This is a genomic window from Pandoraea communis (genome assembly GCF_902459745.1).
GTDB lineage: Bacteria > Pseudomonadota > Gammaproteobacteria > Burkholderiales > Burkholderiaceae > Pandoraea > Pandoraea communis.
This window is the reverse complement of record NZ_CABPSJ010000004.1, coordinates 576,988-594,566: the sequence shown is the minus strand read 5'-3', so window position 1 is coordinate 594,566 and position 17,579 is coordinate 576,988. Positions and strand designations below refer to the sequence as shown.

General features: G+C 63.9%; 8 protein-coding genes. 3 read left to right on the top strand and 5 right to left on the bottom strand.

Annotated elements, in window-relative coordinates:
- Positions 1-57: 57 nt before the first annotated feature.
- Positions 58-1,974 carry a phosphomethylpyrimidine synthase ThiC gene (gene thiC / locus PCO31110_RS17365; RefSeq protein ID WP_010807046.1) on the top strand — a complete coding sequence of 639 codons (1,917 nt, stop codon included), beginning with the start codon at positions 58-60 and terminating at the stop codon, positions 1,972-1,974.
- 152 nt (positions 1,975-2,126) lie between these two features.
- On the opposite strand, the gene PCO31110_RS17360 is transcribed toward thiC, so the two are convergent.
- The gene (locus PCO31110_RS17360) at positions 2,127-3,239 is read right to left on the bottom strand and encodes a hypothetical protein (protein WP_150690978.1); all 1,113 of its coding nucleotides are present in this window, start codon (positions 3,237-3,239) and stop codon (positions 2,127-2,129) included.
- Between the two features lie 439 nt (positions 3,240-3,678).
- Here PCO31110_RS17360 and paeA point away from each other — a divergent pair, with 439 nt between their 5' ends.
- Positions 3,679-5,016, top strand: a complete 1,338-nt coding sequence (paeA, locus tag PCO31110_RS17355; protein ID WP_150690977.1) for a polyamine export protein PaeA — start codon at positions 3,679-3,681, stop codon at positions 5,014-5,016.
- On the opposite strand, the gene recD is transcribed toward paeA, so the two are convergent.
- Genes recD through recC form a run of 3 tightly spaced genes read right to left on the bottom strand, consistent with a single transcriptional unit; the run spans position 4,988 to position 14,393 of the window.
- On the bottom strand, positions 4,988-7,138 hold the full coding sequence (recD, locus tag PCO31110_RS17350) for an exodeoxyribonuclease V subunit alpha (RefSeq protein ID WP_150690976.1): 2,151 nt from the start codon (positions 7,136-7,138) through the stop codon (positions 4,988-4,990). The two genes, paeA and recD, sit on opposite strands and share 29 nt — an antisense overlap.
- A complete protein-coding gene (gene recB, locus PCO31110_RS17345; RefSeq protein WP_150690975.1) occupies positions 7,135-10,971 on the bottom strand; it encodes an exodeoxyribonuclease V subunit beta in 3,837 nt (1,278 codons plus the stop codon). Before recB ends, recD begins: the two co-directional genes overlap by 4 nt.
- Positions 10,968-14,393 (bottom strand): exodeoxyribonuclease V subunit gamma, encoded by a 3,426-nt coding sequence (recC, locus tag PCO31110_RS17340; RefSeq protein ID WP_150690974.1) that lies wholly within the window; start codon positions 14,391-14,393, stop codon positions 10,968-10,970. Before recC ends, recB begins: the two co-directional genes overlap by 4 nt.
- A 255-nt stretch (positions 14,394-14,648) precedes the next feature.
- Between recC and PCO31110_RS17335 the strand changes: the two genes are divergently transcribed.
- Positions 14,649-16,871 carry an FUSC family protein gene (locus PCO31110_RS17335; RefSeq protein WP_010807052.1) on the top strand — a complete coding sequence of 741 codons (2,223 nt, stop codon included), beginning with the start codon at positions 14,649-14,651 and terminating at the stop codon, positions 16,869-16,871.
- A gap of 30 nt (positions 16,872-16,901) precedes the next feature.
- Here PCO31110_RS17335 and PCO31110_RS17330 read toward each other — a convergent pair whose 3' ends face one another.
- Positions 16,902-17,540 carry a response regulator gene (locus PCO31110_RS17330; protein ID WP_010807053.1) on the bottom strand — a complete coding sequence of 213 codons (639 nt, stop codon included), beginning with the start codon at positions 17,538-17,540 and terminating at the stop codon, positions 16,902-16,904.
- Positions 17,541-17,579: the final 39 nt, after the last annotated feature.

The following is a 17,579-nucleotide window of genomic DNA, read 5'->3' as shown; positions in this document are numbered from 1 at the left end:
GAGCCGCTTTGCGCCGAATTTGTCGGCGTCAACACGTGCCCCGCCAGGAGACATTGCATGAACGCCAATCCGAAATTCCTCTCAGCCAACGCGCGCGTGGACGAAGCCGCGATCGCACCGCTGCCGAATTCCCGAAAGATCTACGTCACCGGCTCGCGCCCCGACATCCGTGTTCCGATGCGTGAAATCTCGCAATCCGACACGCCGACGAGCTTTGGCGGCGAGAAGAACCCGCCGATCTTCGTCTACGACACATCCGGTCCGTACACCGATCCCGACGCCAAAATCGATATCCGCTCCGGCCTGCCTGCCCTGCGCGCCACCTGGATCGACGAGCGCGGCGACACCGAAGCGCTGCCGGGCCTCACGTCCACCTTCGGCCGTGAGCGCGCCGCCGACGCCGCGACCGCCGACCTGCGCTTCCCCGGCCTGCATCGCACGCCGCGCCGCGCCAAGGCCGGCAAGAACGTGACGCAAATGCACTACGCGCGTCAGGGCATCATCACGCCCGAGATGGAATACATCGCCATTCGCGAAAACCTGCGCCGCCAGGAATACATCGAAAGCGTGCGCAACGCCGGCCCGCAAGGCGAGCGTCTGGCCAAGCTGCTCTCGCGCCAGCATCCGGGGCAGCATTTCGGCGCCAGCATTCCCGCAGAGATCACGCCGGAGTTCGTGCGCAGCGAAATCGCCCGCGGCCGCGCCATCATCCCGAACAACATCAACCACCCGGAATCCGAGCCGATGATCATCGGCCGCAACTTCCTCGTGAAGATCAACGCGAACATCGGCAACTCGGCCGTGACGTCGTCGATCGGCGAAGAAGTCGACAAGATGACGTGGGCGATCCGCTGGGGCGGCGACACGGTAATGGATCTGTCGACCGGCAAGCACATTCACGAGACGCGCGAATGGATTCTGCGCAACAGCCCGGTGCCGATCGGCACGGTGCCGATCTATCAGGCGCTCGAGAAGGTAAACGGCAAGGCCGAAGAACTGACGTGGGAAATGTTCCGCGACACGCTCATCGAACAGGCCGAACAAGGCGTGGACTACTTCACGATTCACGCCGGTGTGCGCCTCGCGTATGTGCCGATGACCGCCAACCGCATGACCGGCATCGTGAGCCGCGGCGGCTCGATCATGGCCAAGTGGTGCCTCGCCCATCACAAAGAGAGCTTCCTGTACACGCACTTCGAAGAGATCTGTGAAATCATGAAGGCGTATGACGTCGCATTCTCGCTCGGCGACGGTCTGCGTCCGGGCTCGATCTACGACGCCAACGACGAAGCGCAACTCTCCGAACTGAAGACGCTGGGCGAACTCACGCAGGTCGCCTGGAAGCACGACGTGCAGGTCATGATCGAAGGCCCGGGCCACGTGCCGATGCAGCTCATCAAGGAGAACATGGATCTCCAGCTCGAGTACTGCGACGAAGCCCCGTTCTACACGCTCGGACCGCTGACGACGGACATCGCCCCCGGTTACGACCACATCACGTCGGGCATCGGTGCCGCGACCATCGGCTGGTATGGCACCGCCATGCTGTGCTACGTCACGCCGAAGGAACACCTTGGCTTGCCGAACAAGGACGACGTGAAGGAAGGCATCATCACGTACAAGCTTGCCGCGCACGCCGCCGATCTGGCGAAGGGCCATCCCGGCTCGCAGATTCGCGACAACGCCCTGTCGAAGGCACGCTTCGAATTCCGTTGGGAAGACCAGTTCAATCTGGGCCTCGATCCGGACAAGGCACGCGAGTTCCACGACGAAACGCTGCCGAAGGACTCCGCGAAGGTCGCCCACTTCTGCTCGATGTGCGGACCGCACTTCTGCTCGATGAAGATTACGCAGGACGTGCGCGATTACGCCGCCAAGCAAGGCATTACCGACGAAGCGGCGCTCAAGCAGGGCATGGAAGTCAAGGCCGTCGAGTTCGTCAAGAGCGGCGCCGAAATCTATCGCCGCACCTGACGCGACGCCTCTGCGCTCGGTGTGTCCGATGACTCGTTTGTGCCGCGCCTGAGCCGATCATCAATGCGAAATGCCAACGCGCCCGGGTAACACCGGGCGCGTTTTTTTACGAATGACGCCTGACGATCGGGCGTTTGCCCGGCCGGCTGCGCTTACCGCTGTGCCGACGCATCGGTGGTGCCCTCGGCCGGCGCCGTGGGCAAACCGCGCAAGGTGAGTTGATTGCGCAGCCGCTGTGTCGCAATGTGCGGCGGCTTCGACGACATCGACGTTGCTAGTGCCGTAAAGGACTTCGTGTTCGATGCGGGCAGCGCCGCCGCGTCCATCACTTCCGAGTGGCGCATCTCCCAGTGACGCTCGCCGAGTTGCTCGATGCCGAGGGTAAGCTTGACCCAGTCGTCCGACCCTAACGCGACGGCGGGCGGCAAATCGGATCGCACCATTGCCTGATGCATCGGCAGGCCGTCGGCGTATCCCACGCGAAGCATCCATTCCGTGCTCGCACGCGTGGGCAGAACACGAGACCCCTGATGCAGACGGTCGCACACCTTCTCGATGAACGTCGCGGGCGACTCCAGTTCGTCACACGCTCTCGACCACTCTTTCTTGCCAGCCAGCGCCGGGTGGCCCGTCCACCGCCGCGCGGTATCCGCGACGATGGTCGTCACGTCGTCACGGCCACTGTCGAACGGCACCGTGCCGTTGCGCCCGCCCGTACCGAGTAACGATCCGCACACGATGCCCCGGCAAATCTGCGCACGCTCGCTGCGACCGTAGGGCATACGGACCGGATGACTGCTGCTGTCGACTGACACGATTCGCGGATTGACGTTTTCCGCACTGGCGCAAACATGAAGGGTTTCCACGGCGGACGCGCTCAGCACCGGTTGCCCGCCTCGCCCTGCGCCGCTCGTGGGGGCAGCCAAGGGTGCCAGCAGCACATTGACGCTATCCGCGTCGACATGCCCCGGCAGGTACGGGCCGAAGGATGTTTCCGGCGACGTGCCGAGGAAATCGTTGACGAATTGCTTGTCCAAGTGTTGTCGCATCGGCACGACTTGCGGGTCACGAATCACCGAAGGATGTATCAAACTGCCAACGCGGGCGTTGGCAACCCTCACCAGCGGAATACCTTCAGGGTTGGCAAGTCCCGCCGCTGGATCGAGGGCGATAGGCGCCGGTGCCGCAATATTGCCCATGCCGGGCGGGTAGTGAGATGCCTGTATACCGTTCATCGTCGTACGTTCCTCAGGAAAGAGAAGCATGGCCTGTTGCCACGGCCCCGACACTGCGTCGATGCGGCTTTCACGATGCCCGAGGGGGCGAACGCCCATTGTCGGTTCTGTACACGAGGTCTCGCAGCTCGGGTAAGGCACCGCCCTGACGTAGACAACGGCAGTGAGTCCCCGCCCGCCCCGGCAGGATCCGCTGTCGGCTTGCCCCGAAGTTATGGCATGCTATCGGACAGCGGTACAGCCGACGCGGCTGACGCGGCCCGCCAGACGGGGCACACGGCTTATTTCACTCGCCGTTGGCGCCGGACCGGGGACGCGTTTCCCGCGCTCCAGCCCGAAGGCATCTCAAAATGATGGCCCACAGGCCTTGTTTTGAAATGTTTCCCTGCTACCGGATCCTTCATCGTGCAAACGGGTCCGGCCTGCGTCGCGGCAATGTACCCGCTCTCGCACTTACAGGGATAACAATATGAGTGGTTACGGTTTTCTTTTCAGTATCTTCTTGCTGGTTCTGGTGAGCGCTTTCTTTTCCGCCGCCGAAATCTCTCTGACTGCCGCCAAGCGCACCAAGCTGCAAGTGCTCGTGGAAAAGGGCGATCTGCAGGCCGGCAAAGTGCTCGCGCTCAAGGAGCAGCCCGGCAGCTTCTTCACCGTCGTGCAGATCGGCGTCAATGCGGTCGCCGTGCTTGGCGGGGTGCTCGGCGAGAGCTTCCTGACCAGTTACCTGTTCGGGTGGCTCTCGACGTTTATCGATCAGGCGCTCGCCTTGCGCCTCGCAGGCATCGGCTCGTTCCTGTTCATCACGATCGCCTTCATCCAGTTCGCCGATCTGATTCCCAAGCGCCTCGCAATGGTGAATCCCGAGCGTGTCGCCACGGGCATCATCGATCCGATGCTGCTTTGCCTGAAGCTCCTGCGCCCGCTCGTCTATCTGTTCAACGGGGTGGCGAACCTATTCCTGCGTCTCTTCAAGTTGCCCACGCACGCCATCGAGAACATCACCTCGGAAGACATTGCCGCCATGGTCGGTGCCGGTGCGCAGGCCGGTGTGGTCCGCAAACAGGAACTTCATCTGATTGAAAACGTGTTCGAGCTGGAATCGCGCACGGTCGGCTCGGTCATGACGTTTCGCGACGACGTGGTGTACTTCACCATCGCGGAAGAAGAGCGCAGCATTCGCCAGAAGATGATCGAAAGCCCGCACTCGAAATATCTCGTGTGCCGCGACGAGATCGACAACGTGCTGGGCTACGTCGACTCGAAGGATCTACTCCAGCGCATTGCCAGCGAAGACCTGTCGAGCGTGATCCGCAATCTGGATCGCCTCTACGCGAAGAAGCTGCTGGTCATTCCCGACACGCTCAATCTGTCCGAAGCGCTGGCGCGCTTCAAGGAAACCCGCGAAGGCTTTGCCGTCATCATCAACGAATACGGTCTGGTCGTTGGCGTGGTGACACTCAACGACATCGTCGGTGCCCTCATGGGCGACGTCATTCACCCCGCCGACGAAGATCAGATCGTGCAGCGCGACGACCACTCGTGGCTCGTCGACGGTGTGACGTCGGTCGAAGACGTGAAAAAAGCCCTCGACATCGACGAACTCCCCGGCGAAGGCGAGTTTGAAACCATCGCCGGGTTCATGATCTATCAGCTCAAGCGCATTCCGAAAAAATCCGAAGCGACGGAAGCCGCGGGCTACAAGTTCGAAGTGGTCGACATCGACAACTACAAGATCGATCAGTTACTCGTCACACGTTTGGGCTCGACGTCCGAGACGGCTATCTCGGCGTCGAATCCGGCATCGTAGCCAGCACCTCCCGCAACCGGTCGGTCAATCCGCCATCGCGCTGCGTCGGCCGCGCGATGGCCGACGCGATCACCGGCCAAGGCGCATACAGCCACGCCTGACGGCGTGCCCGTGTCACCCCCGTGTAGACCAGTTCGCGCGACAATACCCGGCTCGCCTGCTCCGGCAGCACCATCGCCACGCGCTCGAACTCCGAACCCTGCGACTTGTGAATCGTCATGGCGAACGCTGTTTCGTGCGCAGGCAGACTGGCGGGCGAGTAGAGGCGATACCCGCCGTCCGGTGTGGCGAACGCCACACGCAGCGTGCCGGACGGACCAAGAGGCAGTGCGATGCCGATGTCGCCGTTGAACAGGTTCAGCGCATACTCGTTCTGCGTGACCAGCACCGGGCGTCCTGCAAACCATGCGCCGCCGCCGGTACCGAGCGCCACGCCGGCGCGACGCGCCAGCAGCGCCGTCAGTTGTGCGCCGAGAAACTCGACACCGCGCCGCCCGCCGCGTGTCGCGCACAACACGCGGAACTGGCCGAACGCTGCGAAGACCGGCTGCGCGACCATGGCGATATCGGCCGTGGTGACCGCCGCAGGGTCGCCGAGTTGCCCGATCGTCGTCACCGCTTCGGCCAGCGCATCGAGGTACGCCGAATACCCGTCGGCCAGCGCGTTCAGGTGGGCGGGCGACAATTGAATGCCGCCGTCCTCGCTAAGCATTACCCGGTCTGCCCCCTCCGTGTCACCCTCCGCCTCCGTACCAAGCGCCTGCGATGCGGCGGCATGCGAGCGCGCGTCGCGCTCATCGTCGGGGATAGTGAACTCCTTTCGCGCCTCGATCACCTTGCCTGCCTTGATCGCGGTAGCCAGCCGGCCGATGGCGGAGTGCGCCCCGAAGCGATAGGTACGCTCCAGCCACACAACAGTGTCTTCCAGGCCCTGCGATACGTGCGCATTTCCTCCGCCCCCCCCTTGATTGCCATCCGCAATGGCGATGGCGGCCAGCGGTCCCGACCGGGGCGGCGCTTCAGCGGGCCATTCCAGCGCGGATAACAAGCGCGAACGCATGTCCGGGGAAAATGTCCGTTGCGCACTCAACTCCCCGAATACGGCCCCCGCCTCGACTGCCGCCAATTGATCTTTGTCCCCCAACAGGATCAGACGCGCACCTTCGGGCACGGCTTCGAGCAATTGCGTGGCCATCGACAAATCGATCATCGACGCCTCATCCACGACGATCAGGTCGTAGGGCAGCGGGTTGCCCGCGTGGTGGCGAAAGCGCCGACCGACCTGCTCCGCAGACTCGGGCAAGACGCCAAGCAGCCGGTGCAGCGTCACTGCGGCTTCGGGCAGCGCCTGACGCACCGTCTCAGGAAGGTCCTGCCGTACCGTCAACGCCTCCTGCATACGCTGTGCCGCCTTGCCTGTGGGCGCGGCGAGCGCCACCCGCAGGTTGGCGTCGCGCTCGAGCAAACATGCGAGCAAGCCCACCACAGTGGTCGTCTTGCCCGTGCCGGGGCCGCCACTAAGCACCACCAGCGAACGTTGCAGCGCAAGCGCTGCCGCCGCCATCTGCCAATTGGGTTCGCGTTGCCCGTCGGGGGAAGCGAGCACGCCCTCGCCGAAATAGCGCCGCAGACGCGCGCGATCGTCGGACGTTACCGGCGTGCGGACAGTCGACCACAACTTGCGTCCGAGCGCCGCCGCCAGACGCGCCTCATAACCGTAATAACGCGCCAGATAGAGCCGATCCTGATCGTCGATCAGCAACGGAAAGGCATCGGCCTGCGCGTCGTCCGTCAGGGCCAGCGCGAGACTGGCGCGGGCGCACAAGCCGCTGGCGAAGAGCGCATCCCGCCAAACGGACAAGGCCGGTGCGTCGCCAGGGAACAGCTCACCGCTGGCCTGCGCGTCGAGCAGATTATCGAGCGGCACGCAGACGTGACCTTCGGCCGTGGCGAGACTTACCGCGAGCGCGGCACGCCAGACGTAGCGGCACGCCACATCGTCCGCACCATGCCCTCGTGCGAGCAGCGCCATCCGACGTGCGAACCCTTGCGCCAGTCGCACCACGCCGCTATCGGCTATCGGTGCACCCGAGACATCGCCGGTATGACGGTGATCGCTCATACGCCCTCCCCGTCGAGCACGGCGTCGCCACTGCGCGAGTCAAGCGCCAGCGCTTGCACCAGCGCTGGGTTTTCGCCCGCGGAGAACAAACGGTCGAGCGCGTCGACCATCTCATGCGACGGCTTGTCGAAGAAAACGCCTGGCACATCGTCACCGGCCAGATGCGCACTGGCCCAGTCGGGCCGAACGCCCCGGACAAAGAGGTAGAGGCTGCCCCCCATGTCGCGGTCGTAATCGTAATGTGTCATACGCCGTTGCAAATAGCGGTGCAACGCCAGGGTGTAAAGCAGATATTGAAGGTGATAGCCATGCTCGGCCATCGCTTCGCGCAGGCCGTCGGCACCGTAGTTCTCGGGTGCCGTGCCGAGATAGTTCGACTTCCAGTCAAGAATCCACCATTGACCACCGTGACGGAACACCAGATCGATGAAGCCCTTCAGGTAGCCACGCAACACGGTGGCATCGAGCGGCAGATCCGGGTATCCGAACTGGCGCAACAAGCCGCGCAACGCGTCGAGCGACACGGCATCGGCCGGATAGGTAAACTCCATTTCGGTGAGCCGCTCCGCCAGCGCCACATCGGCCAAATGCAGACCGGGACGCAGCGGTGTCGCCAGGGTGTCGGCCAGCATGTTCATCATCATGGCCCGCCACGTATCGTTGTGTTCGGCACCTCGCCCCGGCGGACGTTCACGCAGGGCCCGCGAGACAGCATGCGGCCACTGCGCACGCGACTGGAAATCGGCCAACTCGAACACGCGGTGCAAGCTCTCGCCTGCGGCTGGGCCGCGTGGGAAACGAAGAATATCGTCGGCCGGTGGCCAGGCGTCGTCACCCTCGGGCGGCAAGGCGAACGTCGGCCCCGCATTCGCTTGCGCATCGTAGTCGGGGCGCGTGCGCTCCGGTGCGCTGAGCTGACCGCCTCCCAGTTGAGGGCCCGCGTGCATTCCGGCTAACAATCCGGAGAAGCTGCCGATGCGCCAGACTTCTCGCAACGCCCGCGTACTGGCACGCGTGGTGATTTCGGGGGCTGCATCATGTGCGACGCGCGTGCCGGCATCGAGCGCATCGCCTGTCGGTAACGGCACGACAGCCAGCGGTCCGCCGACAAGCGCCTTCCACGCCGATCGGATAGCGGCAACCCGTTCGTCGGTATCGACCGTCGACGTAATCCACGCGTCGAACGGCACGCCCTGCCCGGCGGCCAACCAATTCAGCATGCCGCCGCACGCCTCTTTCACGCTCCGGCGCGACGCGTAAATACCTGCCGCCAGATAGCAGCGATAGACTGCACGTGTGAGCGCAACATACAGCAGCCGCGCCTGCTCCGCCGACTGCTCCTGCCGGAGCGCGGCCGCCGCCGGTGAGCCCTTGCCCGCAGCATCGGTAAAATCGATCACCGCCGTAGGGCCGTCGTGGTATTCAAGTCCATCGAGGCTGCCGCCGTCGCGCACCGCACCATCCCAAAGGAACGGACAGAAAACCACGCCGTACTCGAGCCCCTTCGACTTGTGAACGGTCACGATCTGCACCAGATTCTGGTCCGACTCGAGACGCAACTGCGCTTCTTCACCGCCACTCGCATTGCGTTGCGACGCCAGCCAGCGCAGCAGCGCCGGCATGCCCGGCTGCTCGGCCCAGCGTGCCTGCGCAAGCTCAGCCAGATGCATGAAGTTCGTCAGGCGCCGCTCGCCGCCCGATTGCGCGACGAGCCGTGCCGCCAGCCCCAGTTCGCGCATGAGTGTGCGCCACATGGCCGAGAAACCACGATCGATCCACAACTGACGATACCGCTGCAACCGCTCGATCCACGCGATCGCTTCCGCATCGGAGGCTTCGCTGGTCTGCATGCGATACAACGCCGTTGCATCGAGCCCGAACAGTTCGGTGGCGAGCGCCGCGCGCAATGCGCGCACATCGCCGGGCGATTCCACCGCGCGTAGCACCCGCAGCAGTGTTTCGGCTTCTTCACTCGCAAACACGGAGTCCTGCGTCAGTTCCACACTGCCCACGGCATGTTCCGCGAGCATCGCTTTCATCAAGGCGCCCTGCCGGTGCGTCTGCACAATCACCGCAATGTCGGCAGGCGCCAGTGGCCGCTCGCCGACGAGGACTTCGCCACGCGACGCACCCGCCAGCAAGCGCGCCACCTCCGCAGCGGTGGCGCGCGCACAGGCCTGTTGCGCGTCATCTTTGGACAGCGGTTCGTCATCGTCCGGCAACCACCAGACAGTGAAGTCGGCCACCTCGCGAACGTCCGACAGCGGTGGACGCCGGCGAGCCCCCGGACGCACCGGCGGATACTCGAGTCCGTCGAGCACGAACGCCCGGTCGTTGGCACCGAACAAACGATTGCCCGCCTCGATGATGGCCGGTGTCGAGCGCTGATTGACGGCGAGCGTGTACGCCGCGTCGGCGTTCTCGCGCGCAGCCAGATAGGTATGGAGGTCCGCCGCGCGGAAGCTATAGATCGCCTGCTTCGGATCGCCGACCATGAACATCGGTCCCGGCGTCTCATCCGGCGCAGACATCGCCCGCTGTCCATACACCGCGCTGAAGATGGCGAACTGCAGCGGGTCGGTATCCTGAAACTCGTCGATCAACGCGCAGGGGTAGCGCGAGCGCAAGGCGTCGGCGAGATCGGGGTGCTGGGTCAGCGCGCGCGCGATATTGCCAAGCAGATCGTCGAACGACACCACGCGCAACTCGCGTTTGCGAAGTGCCAGTTGGTCGGGGGCCTGGGTCAACCACTCGCGCAAAATCCTCAGCCATTGCATTGCGTAACGTTCGTCGGCATCGGCGCGCGCGCGTACGAGAACGTCCGCCATCTCGAAGAACCGGTGATCGGGCGGCGTCTCGCCCTTCTTGATGTCCTTGGCCAGGCGCGTTGTCGTGAGCAACTCCGCCTTGGGACTCAGCAGCGCAGCGGCGTCGCGCGCCCCGAGATAGCGCTGCCATGCCGAAACGGCTTGCGCGAGCGAGGTCTCGTGATAGATGTTCTTCTTGTACGACGGCAATGCGGCGCGCATCAGATCGGCAATCGCCGATGCCTCGGCTTCCCAACAGTCCGACGCCGCTGCGTAGGTCGCGAGCAACGCAGCATCGGCCGACGCTTGCGCTTGCCCCTCCACTGCCGCAGGCCAGCGCAGCGCCGACATCGGCTTCTTCAGCCGGCGCGCCAGTTGGTCCGTAAGCGTGCCCGGCGAGCGCTTGCGATCTACCAGCCATGCAGCGAAACCATCGTCCTGTGCCGCCAGCGGTTCGACCACGCGACGCCAGAATTCGACCGCCAGGTCGTGCCGCACACCATTGTCGTCCGGCACCAGTTCGTAGGCGAACGGCAGCCCGGCGGCGAACGGCACCTCCGCGAGCGCACGCTGGCAGAAACCGTGAATCGTATGAATGGATGCCTGATCGAAGGCTCGCAACGCCGTTTGAAGACAGTCGCGAATCGCCTTCGGCGTCATCTCACCGCGCTCGATCAACCCGGCGATCATCACGTTGAACAAGGGGTCGTCGCTGGCATCGCGGTCGAAGTCGGGAAATTCGTCTTCCGCGTCTTCGTTCGCCGTGCCGTCTTCCTCCCCGAAAACCGGCGCCATCGCGGCGACCAGCCCGGCCAGCCGCCCGCGGATACGCTCACGCAACTCGGCCGTCGCGGCATTGGTGAAGGTGACGACGAGAATCTGCTCGACCGTCAGTTGTTTTTCCAGCAGCAAGCGCACGTACAGCGCGCAGATGTTCCAGGTCTTGCCGGTACCGGCCGACGCCTCGATGAGGCAAACGCCATCGAGATCGCAACTGAAGACGTCGAGGTCGATGAGCTGAGTCATGCGCCCTCCACGACGTCAAGGTGCTGCACCACCGGACCGAATACCGTGTTGGCGAGCAAGTCGAACGGCGACGCCAGCGGGTTCTCGACCCCACGCCAGATCAATCGCGTGTAGGGGTCGTCCGAGTCGCCGCGCGCGAAGGCCGAACCAAGCCACGCGTTCTCGGCCTCGCCCGGCTTCCCTGTGCTCGCCAGCTTCCAGGCGCTGCGAGCAAAGAACGGCAACGGCCGGGTCTGCCCCAGCCGGTACAACGCCACCCACTGCCCCAGCAGCGTCGCCGCGTCGTCGACCAGACGCAAGGCAAACGTCTCGTCTTCACCGTACCAAAGGGTTCTGGCCGCCACATCCAGCCCGGCATGCTCAGGCTGCTGAAGATGCGCACAAAGCGCGAGATGCGCCAGCCATGCCGCCAGCAGATCGCTCGGACGCATGCTGCCGTATCGATACATCACCAACCCGTAACGCGACACGGGCGCCAGACGCCCCTGCAACAGGCAATCCGCAGACAGGGTGGCGTCACCGTGCCATGCCGCATCCGTCGACTCGCGCCATGACGGCGGCAACGCCGGTTTCAAGGGCAGCGTTACCAACAGCTCTTGCGTGCCCTCGGCCTGCGCTTCCCTCACCTGCGCCGCCAGCGCACGCAGGCCGCCCAGCTCTCGTCGGCGCCAGACGGCACCGGTCGCACCGCCCGGCAGCTCATGGCTCACATTCGCAATACGCTCAATGGCGTCGACGTGCGTGCGCATATCCCGTCCATCGTGACGCAAAAGCCGCGGCAACAGCCGCGCCGCCAGCGCATCGCGTCCGGCCCAATCGAGCACGAAGGGCTCTTCGTCTTCAACCTCCGTCAGCATCTCTCCAAGCGACAGGCCCAGCCTGTCGCGCGCCCAGGCTCGGCCCGGGTGACGCCAGAAGCGCAACAGATCATCGAGTGTCAGATGCGTTTGTGCAATCGCAGGTAACGACTCGCGCACAAAAAGCGCAGCGGGAGCCTCCGGCGCAGGAGAAGCCAGTTGCTCCGCCAATTGCTGCGCCGCTTCGCCGTTGGACACGTCATAGCTAAAGAGGGACGCATCGCGCCCGTCGAAATATGCCGGAGAAAATGGCTGCAACGGATGCAGCACCACCAGACGCTCGCGCGCTTCGCGCTGATCGTCGAGGGAGTATCCCTGTGACACCGGCGCCAGAAACTGCCCGGTGAAGTCGAGCAGTTCGTCCACAGCAGTCGATGGTGGCAACGGCGCGTTATCGCGCACGCTTCGCCCGGTATATGTCATCAGAAACCGATCCTGCGCACTCAACATCAGATCGAGAAAGAGATTGCGCTCGTCGTCGCGGCGCTGGCGATCGCCGCGCTGCGGCAGCGCACGCATCAAATCGAATTCGTCGGCACGTACGCGCCCCGGCAGCACCCCGTCGTCCATCCCGAGCATGCACACCACGCGGTACGGCAGCAGTCGCAGGCTCGGAATTGCCGCGAACGTCACCCGGCCCGACGGCACACCGCCGCGAGTCGGGTCGTCGAGCGCATCGGCCAGCACACGCGACACCACTTCGACCGGCACCCGCACCTCGGGCGCACCGTCGGCAATGGCAGAACCGATCTGCTCGATGGCCATGCGCACTTCGGCAACATCGTCGGCAAAGCGGGGTTCGTCGGAGAAGAATTGCTCCAGCATGGCCAGCAACTGATCGCGCCACGCGAGCCCTGTGCGCTCGGTTTGCAACGTCACGGCTGTCGCGTCGAGATCGTCGATCAGCCGCGCCAGTTGCCCCAGAAGTTCGGCGCGCCCACCTTCGATCCCCCCGACAGGAAGCCAATCGTCGACCGGCAGCGCATCGTCCGGCAACGCGTAGCCGAGGAACAATCGCATCATGGCGTCGCCCAGCGTGTGCCGCTCCAGCGCGGGCGCGACGTTCGCTTCGGCCGCCGGTAGCGTCGCCGGACGCTGGGCGTCGAGTCGCAACAACGCATCGCCGCGCCAGCCGCGCCGGGCGCCCGCGGCGTGCAGCCAGTTCTGAATGGCGTCGAGCACGTTGCCACCGAGGTCATAGCGTTGCGCGACGGCCTCCGTGCGCGCCAGTTCCACCAGACTCGATGCCGCCACGCGTTGCTGCGGCAACGCCAGAATCGAGGCAAAGGCGCGGGCGACGGGATTGGTGCGCGTTGGCGGCAGACCGGTCACCAGATAGGGAATGCGAGGCGTCGCCGTACCGAACACGGCATCGATGAGCGGCGCCGCCCGGCCCAGATCCGGCACAGTGATCAGCACGTCATCGGGACGCAAGTCCGGAATTTCGTCGAAGCAAGCCAGCAATCGGTCGTGCAGCACTTCGATCTGGCGCGCCAGGCTATGGCACACATGCACCTGAACCGATCCGTCGGCGCCGACGCCGTCGGGCGGGCCATGACGGCCGTCGTCCAGCGTGAGAATGCCGTTCTGCAACGCGGCGAGCAACGTCGGCGCAGGATTCGGTTGGAACAGCGCCCTGTCCTCCACGGCTTGCGGCGCCAAATCGGCATACAGTGCGTCGATATGCGACTGCGTCTGCCGTCCCCACTCGGCGAGCAGGGGGTGTCCCACTTCCCGATGTGCGACGCCGTCACGGCGCGTCAGGTACGACAGACGCGACGGCGGCACGATGTCGAACCAATAGCTTTCGCACGGATTGAGGACATACAGGTGGACGTCGATCAGGCGAGACATCGCCTTGAGCAGCGCCATCGACAGAGGCGGCATCGACGACAGCGCGAACACCGAGACACGCGAGGGCCATCCGACGGGCACCGTCTCAGGTGTGAGTTGCTCGATCCGGTCGATGGCGCGCAGCGTCGGGTGACGCTCGCGAATCTCCAGATGCGCCAGCACCTGCCGCCACAACGCACTCTGCCACGCTTCGTCGTCGCGCTGCACCTCGCCCCAGCCCGTTGCCACCCCTGGCTCGATGGTGTCGCCCGATTGCCACCGTTCGAGCCAGTTCGGCCGGTATGTCAGGTATTGATCGTAGATATGCGCCAGACGATCGGCCAGTTCGAAGCGCATGACATCGTCCGCCCCCGACAGATAGCCCGCCAGACGCGGCGAGGCTTCCACCCACGGTTGCGCCAGACATTGATACAGCGGCCAGACGAGGCGGTCCGGCGCGAACGGCGAACTCTCCGGCACCGTGAGCAGCTTGCCCGCCATGTCCCACAGCCATTGGGCCAGATAGGCCAGACGGACGTTGGCACACACGCCGAAGACATCCGCATAGTCCAATTCAAGCCGGCGCCGCACCGCCACACTTGGCACGACGATGGTTTCCGTCTCGAACGGATTGCCAGCGTCGCCGGCACTGCCGCCGGGCACTTGGGCAAGATCGCGCAGCAGCGCGGCTTCGAGCGTGGTGAACCGGTTGGAAAAGAATAGGTGGAGCATGCGGGCGTGGCGGGTTGGCGGGTCTGTTCGCAAGCATAGCAAATGCCCCGTAGCGAAGCCGATCGGGCAGATCCGAAAACCTGCCCCTTCATGAGTCACACGGGCGTTGCATCTCGTCGCAAGCATGTCCCCGCGCCGCATGTAACCGGCGGTATCCCCTCTTCGCGGCGCCCGGGGCTTCGGCTAGACTCTCACTGCGCCGCGCCCTACCCCTTGGCGTAGCCGCCTTTGCTGCGGAACTCTCGCACCCGACGCATGGACTACCAGACCGATATCAAGAAGTTCCTATATAGCCATTACTTTTTCAGCGGCACTCGTCAGGCAGTGGGGGTCGTGCTGCCCGCCCTCGTCCTCTTCTGGGGGATGGACCAGCACCTGCTCGGCATCGAAGTCGCCTCGGGAGCCCTGTGCGCGAGTGTGGTCGACATCAACGGGCCACTGCGTCACAAGCACACGGAACTGCTCAGTTGCACGCTGCTCGGCGCGCTCACCGTCCTGATCACCGGCATGGCCACGGCGGCGCAGCCGTGGCAGCTTTGGATCACCTCGCTGATTCTGACCTTCGGCCTGTCGATGCTCGTGGTCTACGGCTATCGCGCGTCGATGGTGAGCTTTGCCTGCCTGATGATGATGGTGCTCAATGTCGAAGCCGATCTGACGCGACATCAGGCGGTGCTCGACGCTGGCGCCGTTCTGGCAGGCGGTCTCTGGTACACCTATTTCAGTCTCATCGTCTGCCGCGTCTGGTGGTTTCGCATCGAACAGCAAACGCTCGCCGAGTGTTTCTTCGTCACGGCGGAGTATCTGGAAGCCAAGGCGGCGTTCTACGATACATCGACCGATATCGACGACTGCTACCGGCGCCTGATCGCGTCGCAGGTCAATGTCGTGGAAAAACAGCAGGCTGCGCGCGAAATCATTCTTCGCAATCTTCCACGCCTGCGCAGCGGCACGCTCGAACCGCGCCGCACGATGCTGTTCAACCTGTTCATCAACATCGTCGATCTGCATGAGGTGGTGGTGTCGGTGCACACCGACTATCCGATGCTGCGCCGAGAGTTCGCCAACAACGACGTACTTCTGTTCTTCCGCGACATGATCCGCAAGATCGCGAATGAAGTGGACGCCATCGGTTACGCCATCGCCACCAACGAACCGTCGCGAGCCCAACGCAGTTGGCGCGCGGAATTCCGCGCCATCGAGTATGAGATCGAGCTGATGCGCAAGCAGTCGCTGCCGCAGCGTGCGCCCGAGGCCTACCAGGCGCTCACCAGCACGTTCCGCCGCGTGTGGAGCAGCACGCGGATCGTGGAGCGCATGCACCGCAACACGAACCTCGCGACGGCGGGCGCGGCTACCGAAGTGCAGATCGATCAGGCACTTCTGCGTTTCACGTCACGGCAGAGCTTCTCGCCGAAATTGCTCTGGAAGAATCTGACATTTTCGTCGCCGAGCTTTCGCCACGCGTTACGGGTGACGATCGCCATTTCGGCCGGACTCATGATTTGCGAGAACTGGTCACTGCTCGCCGGACAGGCGCACAGCTATTGGGTGCTGCTCACGATCATCGTGATTCTGAAGCCCGGCTTCAGCCTGACCAAGCAGAAGAACGCCCAGCGTCTGACCGGCACGCTTCTGGGCTGCGTCAGCGTGCTGCTGATTCTGTCCTTCGTGCACAAGCCCTGGATGCTGCTCGCGCTCATGTTCTTCTGCATGGTCATGGGTAACAGCTTGTCGCTGTTCAACTACGGCCTGTCGGTCGTATTCATGTCGTCCTACGTGCTGCTGCTGTTCCACTTCCTGTTGCCCGGGTCGCTGTCCGTGATCGGCGAGCGCGCCATCGATACGCTGATCGGCTCGGCCGTGGCGCTGGTCTGCTCGTATCTGTTCCCCTACTGGGAATACCGGCTGATGGGGCCGCTCATCCGGCAAGCCGTGCAGTCGACGCGCGCCTATCTCGAATCGTGTGCCGGTCGCGAGGGCAAGCGTGACGACTTCGCCTATCGCATGGCGCGCAAGGACATGCATATCGCCTTCGGGAATTTCGGCGCGGCCTTCAAACGCATGATGCTTGAGCCGAAGTCCAAACAGGTTTCAGTCGGTGAACTCAACGATCTATTGGTGCAGAACCATGTGATGGCGTCGTACATCACCGGCATGGCCGATGTGCTGCCGCGCCAGATTGCCGCCGACAAGAGCGGTGAGCTGGGGCAGGTCGTGTCCGCCATCAGCGATCTGCTCTCGCAGGCGGTCGCGGCACCGGCGGCGTCGGTGCCGACCGACACGCAGGCTGCGAGCGATGCGATGCGCGATTACACGCGGCGTCTGGACGCGCTGGTCGTCGCGCAAGAGCAGCAACCGGACGCCTCCGAGACCCACGTTCAGGAAATCAAACAGGTGGTGCATCAGCTCAAGCAGATGCTTCGGGCGGGCGAGTTGATCCTGCGCGATATGCGGGGAATTCGGTTGCCGGCCTGATATTTGGGGCATCGGGCCGGCAGCCGTCCCTCAGGTAATGCCAGTGCGCATGGCGTAGTGATAGAGATCGACGTCACGGTCCAGCCCGAGCTTGCGCATGGCGTTGGTCTTCTGCGAACTGACCGTCTTCACGCTACGGCTGAGCTGGAACGCGATTTCGCTGATCGTGAGGCCGGAGACGAACAGCCGCACCACCTCTACCTCGCGGCCCGAGAGTTTCGACGCATCGATCTCGGCGTCGTCGACCACCGAGTCGTGCAGCCTTGTCGCCAGCCCCGCCGGAATGTATCGGCTGCCGTCCGCCACCACACAAACGATGTCGGCAATCGAACTCTGCTCGTCGAGCTTCGAGAGAATCGAATGCACGCCAAGCTTGAGCATGCCGCGAAGAATCGCCAGGTTTTCGAGCATCGTGACGACGATGATCTTGATGTTGGGAAAATACCGGCGCACGTAACCGATAAGAAAAAGCCCGTCCTTGAAGTTCCCCCCCGGCATCGAAAAATCGGTCACTAGAATGTCGCAGGGCGCCTTGGCCAGCAAATTCACGAGTTCCGACGAATTGCCCGCCTCGCCGACCAGATGAATCATTTCCCGCTCTTCGAGCAGACGTCGTATTCCATAACGCACAATCGGATGGTCATCTGCGACCACGACATTGATCGTCATCGTTGCCCCCTCTCTTTTTTCGTCATCTGACAGCACCGT